The organism is Pantoea sp. B623 (assembly GCF_024814475.1).
Classification (GTDB): Bacteria; Pseudomonadota; Gammaproteobacteria; order Enterobacterales; family Enterobacteriaceae; genus Pantoea; species Pantoea ananatis.
Genome location: NZ_JANUXM010000004.1, coordinates 2,324,849 through 2,346,350 on the forward strand (window position 1 = coordinate 2,324,849; position 21,502 = coordinate 2,346,350).

General features: G+C 53.5%; 14 protein-coding genes. 3 read left to right on the forward strand and 11 right to left on the reverse strand.

The genetic code is table 11. The features are described 5' to 3' along the window. Nucleotides 1-57 precede the first annotated feature (57 nt). Nucleotides 58-831, reverse strand: a complete 774-nt coding sequence (gene pdeH, locus NXS97_RS12600; RefSeq protein ID WP_024472018.1) for a cyclic-guanylate-specific phosphodiesterase — start codon at nucleotides 829-831, stop codon at nucleotides 58-60. A gap of 268 nt (nucleotides 832-1,099) precedes the next feature. On the opposite strand from pdeH, the gene NXS97_RS12605 reads away from it, so the two are divergent. The 3 genes from NXS97_RS12605 to NXS97_RS12615 all read left to right on the forward strand — a co-directional run bounded on the left by NXS97_RS12605 (nucleotide 1,100) and on the right by NXS97_RS12615 (nucleotide 3,828). Continuing rightward, on the forward strand, nucleotides 1,100-2,032 hold the full coding sequence (locus NXS97_RS12605) for a sugar kinase (protein ID WP_014594997.1): 933 nt from the start codon (nucleotides 1,100-1,102) through the stop codon (nucleotides 2,030-2,032). 176 nt (nucleotides 2,033-2,208) lie between these two features. Continuing rightward, nucleotides 2,209-2,520 carry a hypothetical protein gene (locus NXS97_RS12610; protein WP_234033823.1) on the forward strand — a complete coding sequence of 104 codons (312 nt, stop codon included), beginning with the start codon at nucleotides 2,209-2,211 and terminating at the stop codon, nucleotides 2,518-2,520. Nucleotides 2,521-2,955: 435 nt separating this feature from the next. Beyond that, nucleotides 2,956-3,828 carry an alpha/beta hydrolase gene (locus NXS97_RS12615; protein ID WP_014607005.1) on the forward strand — a complete coding sequence of 291 codons (873 nt, stop codon included), beginning with the start codon at nucleotides 2,956-2,958 and terminating at the stop codon, nucleotides 3,826-3,828. Nucleotides 3,829-3,832: 4 nt separating this feature from the next. Here NXS97_RS12615 and NXS97_RS12620 read toward each other — a convergent pair whose 3' ends face one another. The 10 genes from NXS97_RS12620 to bcsO form a co-directional block, all read right to left on the reverse strand. Continuing rightward, nucleotides 3,833-5,341 (reverse strand): pitrilysin family protein, encoded by a 1,509-nt coding sequence (locus NXS97_RS12620; RefSeq protein ID WP_013024042.1) that lies wholly within the window; start codon nucleotides 5,339-5,341, stop codon nucleotides 3,833-3,835. A 245-nt stretch (nucleotides 5,342-5,586) separates the two neighbouring features. Continuing rightward, nucleotides 5,587-6,876 (reverse strand): dicarboxylate/amino acid:cation symporter, encoded by a 1,290-nt coding sequence (locus NXS97_RS12625; protein ID WP_170934936.1) that lies wholly within the window; start codon nucleotides 6,874-6,876, stop codon nucleotides 5,587-5,589. 218 nt (nucleotides 6,877-7,094) lie between these two features. Further along, nucleotides 7,095-9,104 carry a biofilm formation regulator HmsP gene (gene hmsP, locus NXS97_RS12630; protein ID WP_072138485.1) on the reverse strand — a complete coding sequence of 670 codons (2,010 nt, stop codon included), beginning with the start codon at nucleotides 9,102-9,104 and terminating at the stop codon, nucleotides 7,095-7,097. Between the two features lie 205 nt (nucleotides 9,105-9,309). Next, nucleotides 9,310-10,314 carry a glycosyl hydrolase family 8 gene (locus tag NXS97_RS12635; RefSeq protein WP_014607007.1) on the reverse strand — a complete coding sequence of 335 codons (1,005 nt, stop codon included), beginning with the start codon at nucleotides 10,312-10,314 and terminating at the stop codon, nucleotides 9,310-9,312. Nucleotides 10,315-10,323: 9 nt separating this feature from the next. Further along, nucleotides 10,324-10,770: a cellulose biosynthesis protein BcsD gene (gene bcsD / locus NXS97_RS12640; protein ID WP_013024038.1), complete on the reverse strand. Its 447-nt coding sequence runs from the start codon at nucleotides 10,768-10,770 to the stop codon at nucleotides 10,324-10,326. Further along, a complete protein-coding gene (locus NXS97_RS12645) occupies nucleotides 10,770-14,576 on the reverse strand; it encodes a cellulose biosynthesis protein BcsC (RefSeq protein WP_112900563.1) in 3,807 nt (1,268 codons plus the stop codon). Before NXS97_RS12645 ends, bcsD begins: the two co-directional genes overlap by 1 nt. Before the next feature lie 11 nt (nucleotides 14,577-14,587). Beyond that, on the reverse strand, nucleotides 14,588-17,395 hold the full coding sequence (gene bcsB, locus NXS97_RS12650) for a cellulose biosynthesis cyclic di-GMP-binding regulatory protein BcsB (protein WP_112900564.1): 2,808 nt from the start codon (nucleotides 17,393-17,395) through the stop codon (nucleotides 14,588-14,590). Beyond that, complete coding sequence (gene bcsA, locus NXS97_RS12655; protein WP_116220147.1) at nucleotides 17,392-19,497, reverse strand: UDP-forming cellulose synthase catalytic subunit; 2,106 nt, start codon at nucleotides 19,495-19,497, stop codon at nucleotides 17,392-17,394. The genes bcsB and bcsA overlap by 4 nt, the downstream gene beginning before the upstream one ends. Nucleotides 19,498-19,551: 54 nt before the next feature. Continuing rightward, complete coding sequence (gene bcsQ / locus NXS97_RS12660; RefSeq protein WP_013024034.1) at nucleotides 19,552-20,355, reverse strand: cellulose biosynthesis protein BcsQ; 804 nt, start codon at nucleotides 20,353-20,355, stop codon at nucleotides 19,552-19,554. Then, the gene (bcsO, locus tag NXS97_RS12665; protein ID WP_014594989.1) at nucleotides 20,346-20,933 is read right to left on the reverse strand and encodes a cellulose biosynthesis protein BcsO; all 588 of its coding nucleotides are present in this window, start codon (nucleotides 20,931-20,933) and stop codon (nucleotides 20,346-20,348) included. The genes bcsQ and bcsO overlap by 10 nt, the downstream gene beginning before the upstream one ends. Nucleotides 20,934-21,502: the final 569 nt, after the last annotated feature.

Consider the following 21,502-nt stretch of genomic DNA (forward strand, 5'->3'; position numbering starts at 1 on the left):
TCCTCCCTGCTCTTTCACGGTCTCCGTTAAAGATAGTCGAGAGCGCGCGGGAAGGGATCAATCAAGCTGGACAGGAAGGCTTTCCAGTTCGGAAAAGGGAGCAGGACGAGAAAAAAAATACCCTTGAGCCGCCATCGCCGGGGACGATTTAACCTGATCCCACTCCTGTTGCGTCTCAACGCCTTCAACAATCACGCCGTTGCAGTAACGATTTATCAGCGACAACAGCATGGGAAAAAGTATCCGGCCTTCATCTGACGCACGTAAGAGAATAAAAAGTTCACGTGACAGCTTAATGTAGTCGTATTTAAGCTCGGTCAGTGCAGAGAAGTTCGCCATGCCCGAACCGAAATCATCCAGCCACAACGGCCCCAGTTCAGGCATTTGCGCGACCATCTCCTCCTGAGGCAGGACGTGGTGCTCGGTCAGCTCAAAGCGAACCCAGGGTAAACGGGTAATCAGACTGCGAATCGGTACATGGTTTTGTATCAACGACAACGAAGGGCCGTCAATATTCACTGATGCCATGACGTTATTGCGACCAAAGAACGATTCCCACTGGGTGAGTAATTCTAACTGCTCCTGAACAATATCAAGGCGTTGTGCTATTTCCAGCTCAGAAAAATAGGCTTCAGGAGACAGTTTCTTCTCTGGTTCAGACGGATGTGTGATGGCCGTCAGCAGTTCAATCGCCAGCAGTTGCCCCGAAACCTTATAGATGGGCTGAAAGGTATAGCTGCGTTGACACTGTTGCCAGATGAGACGTTTTTTTTGCTGCGGATTGATGTCAATTGAAGAAGGTAGCCATTGACTAAAATTCTCCATAACCATGGTCTTTTCCTGGTTGATAGTAAGCGCCTTCATCTGGCGGCCTGGCAGCGTTTATCGTTTAACATTCGACAACTTAGTGAAAACCCGGCCACGTTGAAGCAACGAGTCTACGCCTCTTTTAGTGCGACAATCGCCGAAACAAGCCGCTTTATCGGGTTAATTATCGCTTTACCTCACCCTAAATTAAATTAAAACGCTGTTTTAAAAAGTTGACGATGACGCTAACAAACGCGAGACTGAAGCAAATGTAAACTACAGGCCTTAAACCATGACGCATAAAAAAATCGCCGTTATCGGTGAATGCATGATTGAACTGTCCGAAAAAGGCGACAACATTAAACGCGGCTTTGGCGGTGATACGCTCAATACGGCCGTTTACCTTGCCCGACAGGTCGATCAACACAAAATCCGGGTGGATTACGTGACGGCGCTGGGAAACGATCCCTTTAGCGCACAGATGATCGCCCGCTGGCAGCAGGAAAACGTGCATACCGACCTTATCCAACGCCTTGAGGATAAAATGCCCGGTCTGTACATGATCCAGACAGACGACCAGGGCGAGCGCACATTCTGGTACTGGCGCAATGACGCGGCGGCACGCTACTGGCTTAATGGCCCTCTGGCAGAAGACATTTGCCAGCAGCTGGAACATTACGACTACCTTTATCTCAGCGGTATCAGTCTTGCTATCCTGACTGACGCCAGCCGTGCAAAGCTCATGCAGCTGCTGGCAAACTGCCGCAAAAACGGGGGCAAGGTGATTTTCGATAATAATTACCGGCCTCGCCTGTGGAAAGACAATGCCAGTACTCGCCAGGCCTATCAAAAGATGCTCGATAACACGGATATTGCCTTCCTGACGCTGGATGACGAGCATCTGTTATGGGGCGTGCAGCCTGTCGAAGACGTCATTGCCCGGGCACGTCAGGCAGGCGTTAGCGAGATCGTCATCAAGCGCGGTGCGGAATCCTGCCTGATTGCCGCGGAAGACCAGCCTGTTAGAGAGGTTCCGTCAATCATGCTGGCTAAAGAAAAGATTATTGACACCACGGCGGCGGGCGATTCGTTCAGTGCGGGCTATCTGGCTAAGCGTCTGGTTGGCGCCTCGGTCGAGGAGGCCGCCCAGCGTGGTCATCTCACTGCCAGCACGGTTATTCAGTTTCGTGGGGCGATTATTCCGCAGGAAGATATGCCTGCATAATTGCTCTGTCGCGTGGCCAGGGTGAGACGAGTATCCTGGCCGTGCCTGACTGTAAACAGAGTCAGTATGAATCGCATCAATCTGGTCTGCCTGGGCGGGCGTTATAGGGAAAATCCCTGGCCTTTTATAAAGGCATCGGTTTTAAAACGCAGGTGACTGAGCAGAATCCGCCCATTGTGTTTTTCAATCATGCCGGCACCAGGCTTGAGCCTTATCCGCTGCAAAATCTGGCAAAAGATATCAATGAAAGCCATCCGCCTGCGCTGGCTTACGGCGGGTTCAACGGGATTACTTTTGCCATAAATGTTAAGTCAGAGCAGGAGGTCGATGATCTCATGGCTTTGGTACAACATCACGGCGGAACCAGACCAAGCCGCCACAAAAAGTCCACTGGGGCGGCTACAGCGTTTATTTTCGCGATCCCGATGGCGATTACTGGGAGATTGCCTGGGCATCCTTCTGGAAGTTTGACGCTCGAAACAGGCTAATTATTGATGAAAGCGCGTAGCGCTCGCGTTCTGGCGCGGCGCAACCCGTGCCAGACTTCCCGCATGCACAACAGTTAACCGCGCAGCAACACATCACTTTCTTTAAATAAAAACACGATAAATATGTCCTCCGTTTCCGTCAGGGCAAAAGGAAAATCCATTCATTTTACTTAAGTCAGCCAACCCGTTTCCTTCCTGCTTTATCCTGCCCTCGTCCGTTAATGCTGGCTAATCTTAATTCATTTTTATTCCTTTAAAATTATCGGCTTAGCACCATACCCAGCATGCCAGGCATAGTCTGAATCTCGGCATTTTAGCGGTTTTGAGTTGGACGATTAGGCCAAAAGAGGCCATCTTTTAAACAGCGACAGCAGGATGCTGTTTTCACGGCCGCGAACAAAACAACGACAACATCTCTCGCATCAGGACACAGCTATGAATACTGAAATCATTAATATCTGGCCTAATGGTGATGCGCCCGGTGCCAGCGATTCTCGCGCTCAGCCACAAATCGTCGATACGGCAAAAGAGTACGAACCCTACGATCGCGTGGCAACCGGCGTTCGCTGCCCGGAAATGGCTATCTGGCATCCTGTGGAATCCAACGGGATTACGCTCCTGGTCGCGCCCGGCGGAGGCTACCATCGCATCATGATTGACCGTGAAGGCAGCGCGCTGGCAACCTTTTTCACCTCTATGGGTTACACCCTGGCCGTCATGACCTATCGCCTGCCCTATGACGGACATCATGAAGGACCAGATGCTCCACTCGCCGATGCGCAGCGAGCCGTGCGCGTCCTGCGTGAGCGGGCGCAGCGTGGGCTGAACGGCAAATACATTGTTATGATGGGTTTTTCGGCTGGCGGCCACGTTGCCGCAAGTCTCGGCACGCGGTTTGCGGAGAAGATTTATCCCGTTCAGGACAACGCAGAGAATTTTTCGCCTCGTCCGGACGCTATGGTGCTGGTTTATCCTGTGATCAGTATGCGTGATGGCCTGGCCCATGAAGGCTCGCGCACCCGTTTATTAGGCGCATGGCCTGACCAGAAAGCGATTGATGCCTATTCACTCGAAACCCGGGTGCACAACCAGGTGCCGCCGACCTTGCTGATTCATGCCGCCGATGATGATGCCGTCCCGGTGAATAACAGCATGGTGTTTTTCAGCGCATTACGGGAACACAATGTTCCCGTCGAAGTGCATTTTTACCAGAAAGGCGGGCACGGTTTTGGCATCCGTGGCGTCGCGGATTTGCCCCTCGCCAGTTGGCCAATGTTAGTGACCGAATGGCTCAGGGCAAAAACCTGATGGATCAGGAGGTCGGTGGCGCTGCATCACCGGCAGCGTTACTGTCCGGCTGGCTGACGTCCCCGCCTGCCGCTGGTGCAGATGCTGTCGCAGGCAACGTCATCAGCTTATCCCAGCCCGTTTTAAGGCTCTTAACGTTGGTTTCTGATTCACCTTCCGGTTGAATCAGTACCATCATTAACTCCTGACTAAGTTGCTGCCGCAACTCTTGATTGAGCTGATCGCGCGTCAGGCCGGAGAGAAAATCCTGCCGCAGCTTTTGATACTGCTCCGGGGCAATATCTACCACTGAATTGCGCTGCGATCGTAAACGCTGGCTAATCAGCACGTCAGTATCTGTGCGCGCGTAGGTTGTGAACAGCTTATTCAGCTCCAGAAGTTTTTGGGCCATCAGGGCATCAAACTCTTCCTGTGGCAAACCGTTATCGCGCACGGCAGCCAGCTCGCGGGCAACCAGGTTCATATTCTGTTCCAGGCTGTCATTGCGCGTATCCATATTAATGGAACACTGCGCACGCTGGTAAAGCACCCGACAGTCAAATCCCACCTGCACACCCTGAACTTTTTTATTGCTCATCGCGCGCTGCACGTGCCAGAACAGCGCTTCGCGCGCCAGATCGCTACGCCAGTAACGCTGCAAGTTCTGTGAGTCCCGGATGGGCTGCCACGGCGTATCCCAGACAAGGGACAGGCGATCCTGCGCTAACGTGCCGCTGACCAGATTAACCGGATCATGCGGTAAAGGAGACAAGGTGGGCATGGATGCAGGGGCGCTGCGCTTGCCTTCCAGCGGTGAAAACGCTTTGTTGATTTGTTCGGAAAGGTTACGGCTGTCGACATTGCCGACGACATAAAGTGTCATGGCATCTGGTGTATACCACTGCTGGTAGAAACTTTTCAGCTGCGCGACGTCAACGGGGGCACGCGGCTTCTCAGCCGGATCGTGCGCTAGCAACGCCGATCCTTTCAGCCGATAGCGCCACCAGACATCCTGAGTATCCGCAGGCCAGGTTCTTACCGGATCGGAAGCGGACAGGGCTGTATCGACAACCTGATTGGTAATCGCCATATCACCCGCCGTGGCCGCCAGCCAGTTCAGGGCTTCTTTCAGTAACTCAGGGCGGTTATTGGGCAGGCTTAAATTGTATTGCGTGTAATCATACGATGAAATAACCGGCGGCAGAGGCCGCTGTGGATCGATACTCTGCTGCCATAATGCGCGCTGCTGATTCGTATCCAGGGCGGTATTGTGTACCAGCGCCAGGCGTGACAAAAGGTGGCTAAAACCGGTTTGCTGGGCGCTTTCCACCAGTGAACCGGTATTAACCACCATGCGTAACTCAATGCGATCGCTTGGCCGTTGCGGTGTTGCCAACAGTTGCCAGTTAAATCCGTTGTCCAGTCTTCCCTGTTGCCAGGCTGGATCAGGTTGCAGCGTTTCTGCCGGCGCACCGTAACTGGTCGCTGCCAGTACTAATCCACCAACCAAAAGCCGAATTCTGGTGCCCTGCATGTGAACCCCTACTCAAACAATTCAAAAATCGTTATCACTGGCGCGTTTAGCCGCGTTTATAAGCAAACCGGACATGGCCGATTCGCGCTGCCGATCATTAACAACAGGTTTGACCACAGGAAGACCGGGATGTCACGCAACGAAGTGAAAAACGTTGAAAAAAACAAGTGGGGTTTATTATCCAAATGCCCGCTGTCAGGGCAAGTGACAGCGGGCATTTGAGAGGATTAAATCACATTCAAAGGTTAAATCGCAGATTCTGAGGGATTTTCTGCCTTATTTTTGCCCGCCAGCGTGTCACCCAGCTGTTTTTTATCCAGCTGATCAACCCATTTTGCCACCACCACCGTGGCGACGCCGTTACCGACCAGATTGGTCAGCGCACGCGCTTCGGACATAAAGCGGTCAATACCTAAAATCAGCGCCAGGCCAGCAACCGGTAAATGTCCTACTGCTGAAAGCGTTGCCGCCAGCACAATAAACCCACTGCCCGTTACCCCGGCTGCGCCCTTGGAAGACAGCAGTAGCACGACCAGCAGCGTAATTTGATGGAAGATATCCATGTGGGCATTGGTGGCCTGGGCGATAAAGACAGCCGCCATCGTCAGGTAGATTGAGGTTCCGTCCAGGTTAAAGGAATATCCTGTTGGAATCACCAACCCCACCACGGACTTCTTACAACCCAGCCGTTCCATCTTATCCAGCATACGTGGCAGTGCAGATTCCGATGAAGAGGTGCCCAGTACAATCAGCAGCTCTTCTTTGATATAGGCAATGAATTTAAAGATGCTGAAGCCACCGAAGACGCGAGCGATGAGTCCCAGCACCACCACCACAAACAGAATACAGGTGATATAGAAGCAGATAATCAGCTGTCCAAGCTGGACCAGTGAACCTACGCCATATTTACCGATGGTAAAGGCCATGGCACCAAATGCCCCGATAGGCGCAAGGCGCATGATCATATTGATGATGCCAAAAATCACTTTGGAGAAGCTTTCGATCACGTTGAAAATTAACGTGCCCGTGTTGCCCAGACGATGCAGCGCAAAACCGAACAGGACGGCAAATAACAGGACCTGCAAAATGTTACCGCTGGCAAAAGCACCAATCACGCTGCCCGGAATCACATCCAGTAGGAAGGCAACGATGCCTTGCTGCTCGGCCTGCTGGGCATAAATAGCCACGGCTTTCGCATCCAGCGTCGCGGGATCAACGTTCATGCCCACACCAGGCTGTACAACGTTAACCACGATCAGACCGATAATCAGCGCAATAGTACTGACGATTTCAAAATAGAGCAGCGCAACCGCACCCGTGCGGCCGACGGCTTTCATGCTTTCCATCCCGGCGATACCGGTCACCACCGTACAGAAAATCACAGGCGCGATGATCATTTTGATCAATTTAACGAAGCCATCCCCTAACGGCTTCATTTGGGTACCTAAATCTGGATAGAAATGGCCCATAAGTACGCCGATAGCAATGGCGACCAGAACCTGGAAATAAAGGCTTTTAAATAGTTTCATAAACAGGTATCCACTAACGAATAGGGTAATGTTGTCGGATTTTTTATTGTGACTGGCTGGCGAGGCAGGCCGGGCCAGACAGTGGACAGAAAATAACACTCTGTTTACGTGATTAATACAGGGCTGCAAAGTCAGGGGAAATGATACAAGCGTAATTCTGAACTGAAACGCTTCAGCAAGGGGTTTTGTAACTAAAATTCTTGCAAAATCAAGGAATCAGAGGGTTAATCCTCCGGTTGAGGTGAGGGAACCCATTGCGCATTGAACTGCGCCAGCGGCAGGGCTTCAGAGTAAAGATAACCCTGACCAATCGTGATGCCACGCGCAAGCAGCCAGTCACGCTGCTCACAGGTTTCCACTCCTTCAGCAATCACATCCAGATCGATAATATCCGCAATGGCCGCAACGATGCGCACCATGGTGTCATCTTCAGGTAAGGCGGCCACGAAGCTGCGGTCCATTTTAAGCTTATTGACTGGCAATGACTTAAACTGGTGCAGATAGTTCAGGTTGGAATAGCCCATCCCAAAGTCATCAAGCGCGACGGCAACACCGGTTTTTTGCAACATTCTCAGCAGAGAAATAGCCTGCTCGGCATCGCCAATCTGCGCGGTTTCGGTAATCTCCAGCACCAGAGAACCGGGCGCAATGCGATGCCGCTCAAGCAGAGCGTGCAAATGGCTGACGATGCTGGCATCGCGTAACTGTACGGCAGAAATATTGATACTCAGCGGCACCGTTACGCCGTGACGCTGCCAGCCCGCCAGAATGCGACAGGCTTCCTCAACGACCCAACGGCCAATGGCGGAAATCACCCCGATCTCTTCAGCACTGGCAATGAATTCTTCGGGTAAGCCATAGCTGCCGTCGGCCTGACGCATGCGTAACAGCGCTTCCGCACCGGCTAACCTGCCGGTCTGCATATCGATTTGAGGCTGCAGATAAAGGGCAAACTGTTCGTCGTGCAGGCCTTGTAAAATATCATGTTCCTGGGTCAAGCGTTTTTGCGCACGCTCGGTTAACGCGGCATCAAAAAACAGGATCTGATTTTTGCCCTGACGGCGTGCTGACATCATGGCCGAGGTCGCTCTGTCCAGCATCTCACCGGCGCCCATCGACTCGCCCTCTTCACCTAATGCCAGGCCGATGCTGGCGTTAGGCCGTAGCTGCAATTGATGCAGATTGACGGGCTGGTTTAGGCGAATCATCAGATTACGGGCCAGACGCAGGGCGCGAAACGGGTTATTGGCCGACTTCATCAACAGAACGAAATCGCTGGTTGTGGTCTGCGCTAAGACAGTGTGGTCATCAATGGTGCTGCGAATTTTCTCGACCAGCGTCAACATCAGCGTATCGCGCTGATCGTCGCTTAATACGCCATTGGCTTCCTGCAGCGTTTCAATGCGAATGACCATCAAACTAAAAGGCTGTCTCCGGGAAGAGATAAACTGGTCCAACAGTGCTAAAAACAATGCCCGGTTAGGCAGATCGGTAACGGCAAAGTGCGTCGTTAACCGGCTCATCTCATCGTGGATGGACTCCAGCACGTGTTGATTGCGGTTATAACTGCGAATCAACATACCAATTTCATCGTCGCGATGATCGGCAGGCAGGGTGAGTTTGTGCGTCAGGATTGACTGGGGCGGCAACTCCTGGATCTCACGCGAAATTCGCCGCAGTGGATGCACCACTAACCGGTTGATGCACCAGCTGATCGAGACCGACAGTATCAGCGCCAGCAGTAGGTAGGTGATGATCATCGTCGAGAGCGTGCTCAGGATAAACTGATAAACACGCGTTGAATTGGCCTGTAACACCAGATAGGCCAGCGGCTTAGGTAAGCCAGTATGTTCCACCGAATAGAGCGGTAGCGTGATTTGCACCGGCAGCTCAAACAGACGGGCCACCAGCCTGGGAATCGGCTTTTCGTTTTCAAAATTCGCGTGGAGCGCCTGAAAAGCATTGGGCAACACCACATCCGCGCGCGATAAGATGCCTGCCGGCTTAAGAGAGTGAAGAATGCGTTCGGCCTGGGGAATATCGGCTTTCAGGACGGCTTCAGACAGCGGCTGACGCACGGTATGCGCGATATTCTCCATTTGCTGGGCGTAGTCGATCCTGCGCTGCTGCACAAAATGGAACAGTTGAATAACGATAAAAATGCTGATGGTGACCGTCGCAATCAGAGAAACGGTTGCCATCTGTTTTATCGTCAGTGATCGGCTTACGCGCAAAAATTTTACTCCCGGCTCGCTAAGAGCGTAGATATCCGTCTGGAAAAGCGCGTCAAGTATATCCTATTGCAGCGTTATTTTGTGGCTTAAGGGGGCGGAAGCAGACGATTCAGAAAGGAGGAAGTAACAAAAAGAGAGTTGCCTCAGCAGCATCCCCTCAATGTGGAACCGTGAAGGAATGCTGCCGTCTGTGTTCAGGCCACGATCAACGCTTTTCCTGATAAGCCATCCAGGTCAGTAACTGCAGGCTGGCAGAAAAGTAGTTCTGCTCAGGAGACAGTTTGTCACTCAGGTAGCCTGTTTCGTTGAGCACCAAATCACGTACCGCCAGCAAGCCGCCTTCCAGATGGTAAGGCGCCGCCGTATTGGCCAGCACATCAAACCAGGCCGGCGTATTCATACGACCATAGCCCTGCCAGAGTCGCTGGAAAGGCCCCAGCGCCAGGCTTTGCGGATCGTACCACCAGATATTCAGCGGCACGCGGATGGCATCGTAACTAAAGCGATTTGAATAACCCACCGCGGGCGCGACGGAGCCGTCGGCGTTCAGCGCGACCCAGTCAAGCGGCAGATCGCTGTTGCCAAAATGCATCTTACCCAGCAGCGCCATCCCGCCGTCAATCAGCTTGTTCCAGACCTGCAAATGGCTGCGCTGGCCGAACTCCTGCCAGGCGACAAACAGGAAATAAGAGGGATTCAAAACCACATAGCTGTTCTTATTGAATCCCTGCGCGCCCGGCATCATTACGGTGTAGCCACCGAAGTTCGTCACATCGAGTTTGACTATCGCACGCTGAATGCGGTCCGATTCCTGCTGATAATCGCTTGCATTCCATTTTTGCGCTGCCCGTTGCAACGCCCATGCAATCAGCACATCGCCATCGGACGCGTTATTTTTATCCGCGACAGGATCCTGTGCATCAGGAATGTAGCGCCAGTAGAACAGATCGTTTTGCGGATTGCGCAGGTTCGTGCGCGTCCACTTCCAGAGTTTATCGAAGGTCGCGCGATCGTTATAAGCAACCGCCAGCAACATGCCGTAACCCTGGCCTTCCGTGTGACTGACATTATTATTTGCCGTATCAATAATGCGTCCGTCTGACTGAAGAAAGCGGCTTTTATAGGTATCCCAACCACTTGCCATCGCCTGGGTGCTAAAAAACATCATAAACAAGACCAGAATACCGGACCACACTGGCTTAACTCTCATCAGAGCACCTTATTGATATCGAAAATGCATGGTATGACCATCGTTCAGCTCCAGCACAACCGGTACGGTTTTACTGCCGCCCTGGCCCTGAAGCCAGCCGGAAAACATCCCCGCCAGGATGGCGCTCAATGCCGCCTGCCAGTGAGCGACCGACTGTGTGCTGTCGCCGACAGGCAGAGCATGATGCTTAATCAACAGGGCGTTTTCCTGCGGCTGTAACTGCACAAATCCCCAACTGAACCGGGCCAGCTGCAGGTTCACTTCTCGTTCGAAATCCTGCACCGTACGCGATTCAGGTAAAGGATAGCGTGTCGCCAGCGATTCGCCCATGCTGTGTAGAAACGCCTCCGCCTGCTCCTGGCCTGCGTTGGCGATCATTCCTTCGACCATAACGCTGACCAGATCAAACCAGCCAGGCTGATACGGGTGGGTCATCCCGCTAAATGCTTCACTCATTACTTCTCTCCGAATAAATAACGGAAATAGAGCTGCGCCGTGCTCTCGTTATAGTCACCAAAGGTGTCATAACCCAGCTGTCCGCCAATCGTGACATCTTTATCAATTTTGTAATCCGCGCCCGCATGCAGGTTATAACCTACACCGTTTTTACTGTTGCCGTCATAGAAGGCGCTTTTCACATTGCCATTGGCAGCCAGCTGCTCCAGCTGCGCCTGACGGCCCGCATCGCCCGGGAAATAAGCACTTTTATCCTGACTGTAGCTCTGGTAACCCACTGCGCCGCCAATGTTAACTTTAAGATCGTCAAACGTGCGTGAGAAGTCGACTGGGAAAGAAATCGACGCATAGTCCTGAGGGCTGAAATAACCGCCCTGACCATAGCTAAAGTAGCTGAGGTTTTTCGAGAAATTCATCCAGGACAGGCTCATGCCGACCTTTAGTTCACGATCGTCAGCATAGAAAGGACGGACATAAACACCCGCATTGGCTTGCAGGTTATTGTTACTGGCCACGTTATTCCCCACGTAGCTGTAAGCGCCTGCCCCGACAAATAATCCGGCATCGCCGTTGTCATAACTCAGAAGCGCATTGCCGCCGTTTTTGGTGACATTACCCCAACGTTTGCCGCTGGATTTGTCTTCCGCGCCAACGTAAGACAGCAGGCTGTCGGTAATAGCCCGGCGCTCACCGGTCAGAATCAGCGTCAGGAAATCCGTGAGTTTCGGCGACCATTGCACCCCTCCCACCAGCGTATTGAGATCCTGGCCCAGTGGCGTGCTGCCCAGATCGACTTTATAGCTGTCGCCCTGAAGGGCAAGATTCAGCTCCACACCGGATGCGCTTTGCGAATCAGTTGTGGCAGTCGGGACATCGTCAACTTTGGCAAGACCGGCCGCGACCACTTTGCCCTGCTCCAGCGCATTCGTGCCAAAGCGACGCCAGGCATCGCCTGCACCGCTACCCGCCGTGAGTGAAACGGGTGTCATGGTAAAGTTGAAACGCGCATCGCCAAACGGCACGGTAGAGAAGGTCAGCGGTGCTTTGGCTTCCGTTAACTGACTCAACCCTGACTCACCGTCACGCCCGCGCACCTGCACGGTGCCCTGCGCCCAGGTGCCGGTCTTTTCCTGCAACCTCTCCATCATGGCGTCAACATCGTGCAGCGTCTGAGCCTGCTGAGAGGAAACCGTGTTGGCACTGGCCAGGGTGCCCTCCTGCGCGCCCTCTGCGGATACCGGCGCAACCTGCCACGGCAGCACGGTGCCATAGCTGGACGGCGTGCGCCCCACGGGCGAGGTACTGCGATTGATAAAGGGATTGTCGGCCAGGGCCAGTCCGCCAATGGTCGGCGTGGCACCCGGCTGTGCGCCTTGCAAACCAATAATCTGACCGCGCGCCGAGCGTAGATAGCGCATGGCCTGCATGTGATCGCCATTGGCCTCGGCGACCTGCGCCAGGAGCAACTGACGCTGTGGCGTCTGGCTCGACGTCAGTCCTTTTGCCAGTTCATTGGCACGCTGCACGTTATTTTGTGCCAGCGCGGCATTGATTGCGCCAACGCGCGCATCCTGGGATGGCGTATCCTGGGTCATCAAATAGTCGTAGACGACGCCCGCGTCTTTATTCATTTTGCCGTCCTGATACAGACGGGCCATGGCGAACATCAAATCACGGTTCTGCGGATCGCGCTGCAGTGCACCAATCAGCTTATCGTAGGCAGCTGCATACTGCTTCTGCTGTCGCAGCCGATCAACGTCGTTAATCAGGTAACCTTCACGTATCTCTGCCAGCTGCTTTGGTGTACTGCGTGTCTGCAGTTCGGGCAGGCTAAGAAAACGTTGTGCCTCATTGTCCAGCCCGGCCTGATTCAGTACGGCTATCTGAGCGGCATAATCTCCGGCATTCCCCTGAACACCGCGCTGCATATTTCCGCGAACCACCGCCACCGCACTGTTGATATCGCCGGCCTTGGCCAGCTTTTGTGCCAGGTTCCCGGCATCAACAGGATTATCAGGCGGATTCACCGCCAGCGCTTTCAGCGTGTTTGCCGCTGCGGCATTCGATCCTTGCGCCAGATACTGATCGGCCGTGGCCATTTGCAAATTGAAATTCACACGCTGCGCCAGTTCCCGCATATCACGGTTTTGCTCGCGGGCAGGGATACCCGCCAACAGCGAACTTGCCTGCTGCCAGGCTCCACTTTCACTGGCGTTGATAGCGCCCGCATAGCGTTCCGTGGTGCTGGCACCACTCCGCATCACCGGCTGCATGACGCCTGCCGCCAGCATGGTATTCCCTTGCTGGCGATAAAGGCGGGCGAGGTCGAGGCGTAACCAGCCATCCTGCGGATAACGCTGGATACCTTGCTGCAGGGTGGCAATCGCGGCATTGATATTGCCTGCCGCGACCTGACGTTTCGCCTGCTGGCGAATCGGATCAACGCTGCTGCCTCGCGGCGCCACACTTTGCCTGACGCTTTCCGGCAATGAGGCCAGTAACGTATTGGCTTCAGCGCTGCGGTTCTGCTGACGCAGCACGTAGAACAATCCTTCGCGTGCGCTCCGGTTATCGGGATCGGTTTTCAGAATCGCGCGGTAAGCCTGCTCTGCCTGATCGGGCTGATTACTGCGGCGCAAAATATCGGCACGGAATAAGCCGGCCGCAACGCCCTTCTCACCTTCTGCATGCGTCAGCGGTTCGCTCAGCGCCAGTGCCTGCGCGCTGTCGCCATTTTTAAAGGCCTGCTGGGCGCTGGCTAACTGCGCATAAAAACGCGCATCAGCAGCCTGCTTCTGGCGATCGGCGCTTTGATCGCCACCCAGTTGCGCCGCGCGCTGCAGATAATCCGCGGCGTCCTGATAACGGCCTTCTCGCTGCGCGACGTATCCCATCCCGGCCAGTGCATCCGCATCCTGCGGGTTAGCCTGTAACACTTTGCCGAAATTGCTTTCTGCCGTGTTCACGTCGCCGCTGTTAAGCGCGCTAAATCCCGCGCCTTTTTCGGCTCCGCCCACGTTCTTGCGGTAATAGTCCATTACCGCATTATCCTGGGGATGTCGCTGCTGCCAGGTCTGGTAAAGCGAGGCATCCGATGCCTGTGGACCCAGCCACAACAGCGCCTGACGAAGAGAACGATCGGCATCCTGATTGCCACTTGCCAGCGTACTCAGCAAGTCAATGCCTTCACGTCGGGTCGAGTCCTGATAAGTCAGCGCCTTGCCCAACGCCAGTTTGGCCCCCGTATCCTGAGGATGCTGGGCTGAAAACTCGCGCAACGCTTCAATCGCCTGTGGCAGCAGCGTGCGATCGCCGGCCATGGTCAGATAATATTCGGCAGCCACGCTGGCGGGCGGTTCGTTGCCGCTAAAGGTATTGCGCCAGGTCTGCAAGGCCGCCGCAATATTTCCGCTTCTGGCCTGCTGACGGGCCAGCGAGAGTTGCGCCTGGGGAATCGTCTGCAACTGACGGGCATTATCCAGTTCAGCAAGGTGCGGATCGTCAGGTGAAACCTGACTGAGACGCGTGCGATACTGCATCGCTCCTGCGTTGTCACCGCTTTGTTGCGAATAGAGCGCCAGCAGATAAAGCGCCTGAGTATTGTTCGGCTCAACCATGAGCACTTTTTGCAGTGACGCTTTCGCCAGGTCGTCATGAGCCTTTTGATGCCAGTAGGCCGCCTGATCAAAGAGCGCCTGCAAGGCCGGGTTGCTGCTCTCCGCCGCCTGCAATGGCAAAGACAGCGAGAGCGCCCCGCCCAGTAACAACGCACGACAGATACCGGCACTGATTTGGTTTTTATTCATTATGATGACCCTTACTTCTTACCGGCATCGCGATTGTGTTTTGACTGTAGACGCCGCGACGCATGTCGTTTCAGCATCACCCACGCGGCACTCCCCACGATGGCGGAGAACAGCAGTGCAGCCAGCGCCATTAATACCGAATGCTGATTCGCGTACCACACCACCATCATGTACCACGGCATCTCGCCGCTGGGGAACTGTGGCCCCACCCGGAAACTCCGGATACCGTTCTCATCGGTGATAATCGCCGTATCACCGCGTACCGCCGCGTTGATGCGGGCCGAGCCTAAATCACCGTGCAGGCGCAGCAGTTGATCGTCGCTGGTCGCCACTGCCATGACCACCAGACGATCCGGATTCCACATTGAGCGGTAGCTCAGAAACCCACGCCAGGACTCATTTGAAGAGAAGTAGCGATCGGCATCCAGCGGCTGGCGATACCAGTCGCCCACCAGCCAGCTACGTAATTTTTCGAGCGCAGACGGCTCTTTAACCCCTAACGCACTGCCGTTGGCCTCGTACGGGGAGTTCGCCAGCATCGCCTGGTTAAACGCACTGTTGCCCGTCGTGCTCACTGCCAGTATGTCACTTTGCTGAACGCGAGCCAGGTTATTGCCGCCGACTGGCAGACCAAACAGAACCTGATTTTGTGCCAGCGCCACGCCGGTGGCATTTCCTGCCCTGGCGGACAGGTTTAACAGTGTTGAGATCTCCGCATCGCTTGGATTTTCAGGCAACAGCAGCGTAGTCTGCGAAAAGTCAGCCAGCCGGGAAAACGGGAAAGAGGCACCCACAAAATAGGAGAGATTGGGCAGCATACTGAAATGCCGCGTGTGGCTGAGATCAATCCAGGAATCGTCTTCGATTCGACTTTTGATATTGTTGTTCAGCAAAACGCCGCAGGGCGCATCGGCTTTAGGCTTGATGTTAAAATAAAGCGCCAACTGGTTGTCGCCATAAATCAAATAGGGATCAAGGTTAATCTGGTAATGTTCCTGACGCGCATCTCCCCCTAAGCGATGCCAGGCGCTTTCAAGTAAGCCCACTTTATTCACCGTCAGATTGCGCAAAAACGTGCCGTTCAACGTGACGTTAAGTAGCGAGTTTTTTTCGTCAATCCAGTTTTCAGACGGGAAACGGTAGTGCAAATAGAGTGGGACCGTATCGCCATCCCAGAGGAACAGGTCGGGTGCAGCGCGGAAATTCACCCGCATCGCATCGTGCCAGATGCCGGTCGCCGTCAGGCTTTGATCTTTGCGCAGCAGTTCACTCAGTCGCACGGGATGCGTCGTATTGATCCAGTGCGGCGCATCGTAAGGACTGCGCAGGACTATGGACTGCGGTTTGACCTGCATGCTGTTGCTATCGGTCGCCAGTGGCTGGGTGGTCAGACGATAAGCGGCCTGACGCAGCTGACTTTCATCTTCGCCACTGACCAGCAGGAGTTTATAAACCGGATTACCCGGATTATCGACCATCTGCAGGGATGGACCACGACTGGCTGGGAAGGTTAGCGTACCGATCCTGTCACCAGGATGACCAAACAGGATGCCGTTTTTTTCCGGCAGATTACCGCGCACGACAGGAAAATGGATGCCACGATAATCACTCTGAATACCCAACCAGGAGGCCACCAGCACCGCCGCGGTCACCGTATCCGGCGTGACATTGTCGGCAAAGCTAAACGTCACGTCAGCCGCAGTCATACGCTGAGGATCGATAAATGGACGCGGGAAATTACGCAGGCTGGTGCCAATATTTAACTGCTGGCCTTCAAGGCTCAGCATCGTTTTAGGCAGAATAGTGACCTGGTACTGCTCTGCGCTGTCTTTTTCACACAGCAGCTTGTCCGCGTCGTTAATTTTGAAACTCAAATTGTTACTGGACACAATCATCGCTGCCGGAATATCCAGCTGATAATCGCTTTCATCGCTGTCACCCGACCCCAGCGGCAGCGTGCCAAGCGGCTGTCCGTTTAACATCAGCTGCAATGAGGTATTGCGCGCGGCGAGCGCCTGGGAAACGCGCAGGGACAGGTTGAGACGCGCGTTGGTGACCACCTCGTCGCCCGGTAGGGTAAAAATGATGCCTGACTGCAGTTGTCCGCCGGTCAGCGTAATGCCCTGACGCTGTCCCATCTGTGCCACATTTAGCGTGCTGCTCACCGGCTGGTTAAGCATGCTGCTTACCATTGAGGTTGTGTCGACGGAGGAAGCGGCCTGGCCTGGTCTGTAGGGCGTTTCTCCTGCGGCGGCCTCCAGGCCCGTTTCCGCATTACCGAGGCCGGCTGGCGGTGGCACGCTGGATAACGCGCTGCTGTCCTGAGTGACGGGCGAAGCGCTGCCGGCAGGCTGTGCATCCGCCGTTGCGGGAACCTTTTCTCCGATCTGTGTGGCCGAATCGGCAACGGCGTCACCCTTAACGGGCGTCGTCGGGCTGGCAGATACCGTACTGTTATCAGGCGCGCCAGTCGCAACACTCGATGTCGAGCGGTTATCCGCCGCACTGCTGTCCGCAGGCGTGATCTGGCTGCTAAGCGCGGGGGCGCTGCCCGGGGCCGCGCTGTTATTCGGTGCCGCATTGTTAACCGACGCAGCGCTGTTATTCGGTGCTGCATTGTTAACCGACGCAGCACTGTTATTTGGTACCGCACTGTCGCTCGGAGCCGCACTGTTATTCGGTACCGTACTGCTGTTTGGAGCCGCGCTGCTGTTTGGCACCATACTGTTATCTGCGAGGGGCGTTTCAGCCGAGGCCGGAATGACCCACAGCACCGCCGAGAGAGAACCGGCCAGCATCGACTGTATCAAGATCCTCATACTGCGCTGTCCTCTTTCGTCGCAACGTCTGGGCCGCTCTTACGCTTCTCACGACGATCTCGCCAGGTCAGCCAGAACAGTTCAAAAACCGTTCGAATGATGGTGCCCAGAGAGGTTAACGGATTGTCCTGCTTATATTCAGGCTGGATCCACGCATCGGCACGCGCCAGTACCACGCGCACCAGTTCGCGGCGACGTGCCAACGGCATGGCACCAAAGCTCAGACGAATGCTTTCTTCATCGCCCGATATTTTGGTCGCCGGGATAGTAATGGTGCCTGATTTCAGTATCAGATCGATCTCTTCAATCGTATCGTGCTCATAACGATTATCTGGCGCATCCAGATTCGCGCCGCCCATCGACAGATCGCTGGTCATCGTGCGGGATGAGATGCCGCTGGCATAGTGGATAATGGCCGGAATCTGTACCTCGATACGAATCGTTTTTCGTACCTGCTTGGTTTCGCGTGCCACGGCAATGGCTGCCATCAAAATGATTAAGCTAAAGACTGCCCACCCGACGTTGAGCGCAATCACGTAGGGATCCACGCCAAAATAGTCATGCATGGTGGCGCGCACGATGCCCGCCACAATGCCGATGCTGAGCAGAAAGGCAACGATGACGTGAGGACGAACGATATGGAAATCAAAGAATCCCTGGTCCAGTACGCCGCCCTTATCCGTCACGTTAAATTTTCCGTGTTTGGGTGAAAGCAACGTGAGGATAGTCGGGATGACCAGATGAAAGCACATGACCGTTTCATAGATTTCACCCCAGAAGGTGTAGCGGAAACGGCCATTCATGCGTGAGTTAACATACAAGGAGAGGACAAGATGCGGCAAAACGTAGGCGAAAATCAGCGACGCCGACGAATGGATGATATTCAGATTAAACAGCAGATAGGCAAGCGGCGCGGTCAGGAAGACCACTCGCGGCAGACCAAACTGGAAATGCAACATGGCATTCAGGTAGCACAACCGCTGTTGCCATTTCAAGCCACGGCCGAACAGCGGGTTATCCACGCGAAAAATCTGCGTCATACCACGGGCCCAGCGCGTACGTTGAATAACGTGCAGCCCGAGGCGCTCTGTCGCCAGGCCAGCAGCCAGCGGAATCGCCAGAAACGCGGATCCCCAACCCAGACGCTGCATTTTCAGCGCGGTGTGCGCATCTTCGGTAACCGTTTCTACTGCGAAGCCGCCGATCTCTTCCAGGGCTGAACGACGAATTACGGCACAGGAACCACAGAAGAAGGTCGCGTTCCAGTTATCGTTACCCTGCTGAACCGGGCCATAGAACAGCGATCCCTCATTAGGAATACTGCGAGCGGCACTCAGGTTACGCTCAAACGGATCCGGCGAGTAAAAGTAGTGTGGCGTCTGCAACAGTGCTAGCTTAGGATCTTTCAAAAACGGCCCCACCGTTGCCTGCAGGAAAGTCCGGGTGGCGACGTGGTCACAGTCAAAGACGCAAATCAGCTCCCCTTTGGTAATCTTCATCGCGTGATTAAGATTACCCGCTTTAGCATGGCTGTTATCATCACGAGTGATATAGCCCACTCCCACATCGGCAGCGAAAACGGCAAATTCTCTGCGTTTACCATCATCAAGCAGGTAAACCTTAATTTTATCGCGTGGATAGTCGATGCACTGGGCAGCCAAAACCGTGTCGCGCACCACGTCGAGGCTTTCATTATATGTCGGGATATAGACATCGACCGTTGGCCATAAGTGGGTGTCTTCTGGCAAGGGTTCAATAGTACGTTTTAATGGCCATGTGGTCTGCAGGAAACCCAGGATTAAAATCAGCCAGACGTACAGCTCAGCAATATATAAGCCGATGCCAAGTATCGCTTCGATTTCAGAATTAAAATACAGGGTTTCCGTTGTTCGCCACCATATATATCGGGACGACATCAGGGCGGAAAGAATAACCATTACGACCGTTATTTTACGGCTTTTACTGACCCCCAATAAAAACACCATACCGATGCTTATCAAGCCAAAAATATACTGCTTTTGGCTATCCATTGGCGTGATAATGATCACCGCAGCAACAGGTGCAAGCACCAGCAGCAGCAGGTAAAACCCGATTTTACCCATGTTCCACCCTGAAAGAGCTGTTTTTTTAAACCTGGCCTGGCCAGGTCATTACATTTAATAGTTGCTGGTGTGAATCTGTGCCTGAACTTCGCCATTCCCTACATTGACATTCAGAATACTGGCGACGCGTTTAGCGATCAGTTCAATATCAAAGGCAGCGGCGGATGACGGGCTGAAATCATAAACAGATTGCTGTGAGGCATTCGCTTCACCCACACTTTCATCGCGATGAATCTGGCCCAAAAGATTATCGCCAAGACGTTGCTGAATAAAAGCCGTCACGTCACGATTAATATTCCGGCGATTGTCGCACTGATTCAGAACAAAATAATGTCCGTGTTTACTGTTCAGCGGCTGACCAATCAGGCGATTTTCTTCAATATGCGGTAATAACGATACTGAGGCGGTATCGGCCAACATCACGACCAGATGCATATCGGCTAAGGTCTTTATCGCTTTAAGCGCAGGGCCGGGGCCCGGCGGAAAATCCGCGACCATGACCAGACCGGGATAGTTCAGTAACGTGTCGAGGCCGCGCTTAATGAAGTGAGGATCTTTGGTCAGGTTTTCTTCAAACCGTTCGCGCTGGGATTCGGTCACGTTGCCGTAGGGCAGGACAAAAATATTTCCGCCGGTAGTCAGAATAGACTGGCTCCAGTCCGCCTGTTCCTCCGAGCGCGCAACAAAGCCGCGTCCATCGTGCAGCGGCACGCCAAAATGAAGGCGAAGGGCGTTCTGAACATCAAAATCGATTGCTAACACTTTGCTACCTGAACGGGCCAGACTCCAGGCCAGATTCGCTGCCAACGTCGTTTTCCCCACCCCACCTTTGGGCGAGCACACACAAACTAACGGCATAAGGCAATCTTCTCCAGTAGCGGTTTTAATAACGTTTCTTTTGGTAAATTTTCTGACCCACTGCTGCGCGCGCGGAAGAGCCCGCTAAAACGGCTATGAACTGTGGCAGGAACGTCAGTATTCGGCTGCGCCGTTACCTGTGGTATCCGCGTTTCTTTCTCAGTTACGGGCGAAACCCTCACCGCATCCTGTGCAACAGACTGCGCGGAGGGAGCCGGGAAGAGAGGTGAGGCAGAAGAAGGGGCAACGGGCGCCACAACGTCAACATCGGGTTCGCTATTGGTCAGGCTATCCATAATAGAATGCGAAGACACAGCAGCAGGCGGCGTGACAGGCTGAGAACGCTCCGTCACCTCAGGCATGCTGAATTCGTCACCCTGAATCGGCTGGGGCTGAGGCAGATCAATACGTTGTCCCCCACTAAAAGGCATGTGCTGGTCTTCGCTCGCCAGTTGACGAATGAGAGACCATTTGCTTTTATCCGCCGCTTCCTGCGATTGGCCTGACATATCCTGAAAGGCGATGTCGAGCGTTTTTGTCTTTTCCTTAAAACGCTGCAAGTCGTCGTAATTTTTCATAGACCCTGGCCTACAACTAAGGGGGGATTTTTCCAGGAATATATCATAATAATTTAAACACAGTGAGATAATTCTGATTACAAAACCGACGAATTCAATAAGAAAGCTTAATACTAATCACTACTCTTTAGCAAAAAATGAGTACTATTTCACATATATCCGTAAAAATTGTTGAGACCATCTTAAGTTAAATATTTTCACAGGTGATTAACATCTTAGCGATCGCTTACATCAGGATAGCCGCTGTTCCAACCCTTTGTATTTTTAGGCAAAAAAAATTTCGTTCGGTTCGGCATTTTACCGGCTGGTGTGCCTTTTCCCTGGACAGATTCCGTGTTTTCAAATTACGGCTGGTAAAGTATTACCCTGCTAATTATCGCTAATTAAAAACCGATCGCTGTTGAAATCATTATCTTTTAGGACATTTATCTCAGGGGTCGGTTTGTTTAATCCATCCACGGGGTAAAAAAATAAAGCGACTTCATCCTGCTACAGTAGAACGCTGGCACTGAAAACGCCCCTGTTCATGTCGCTAATGTATCAATTAGGGTGAAGACCTCTCGTTTTCC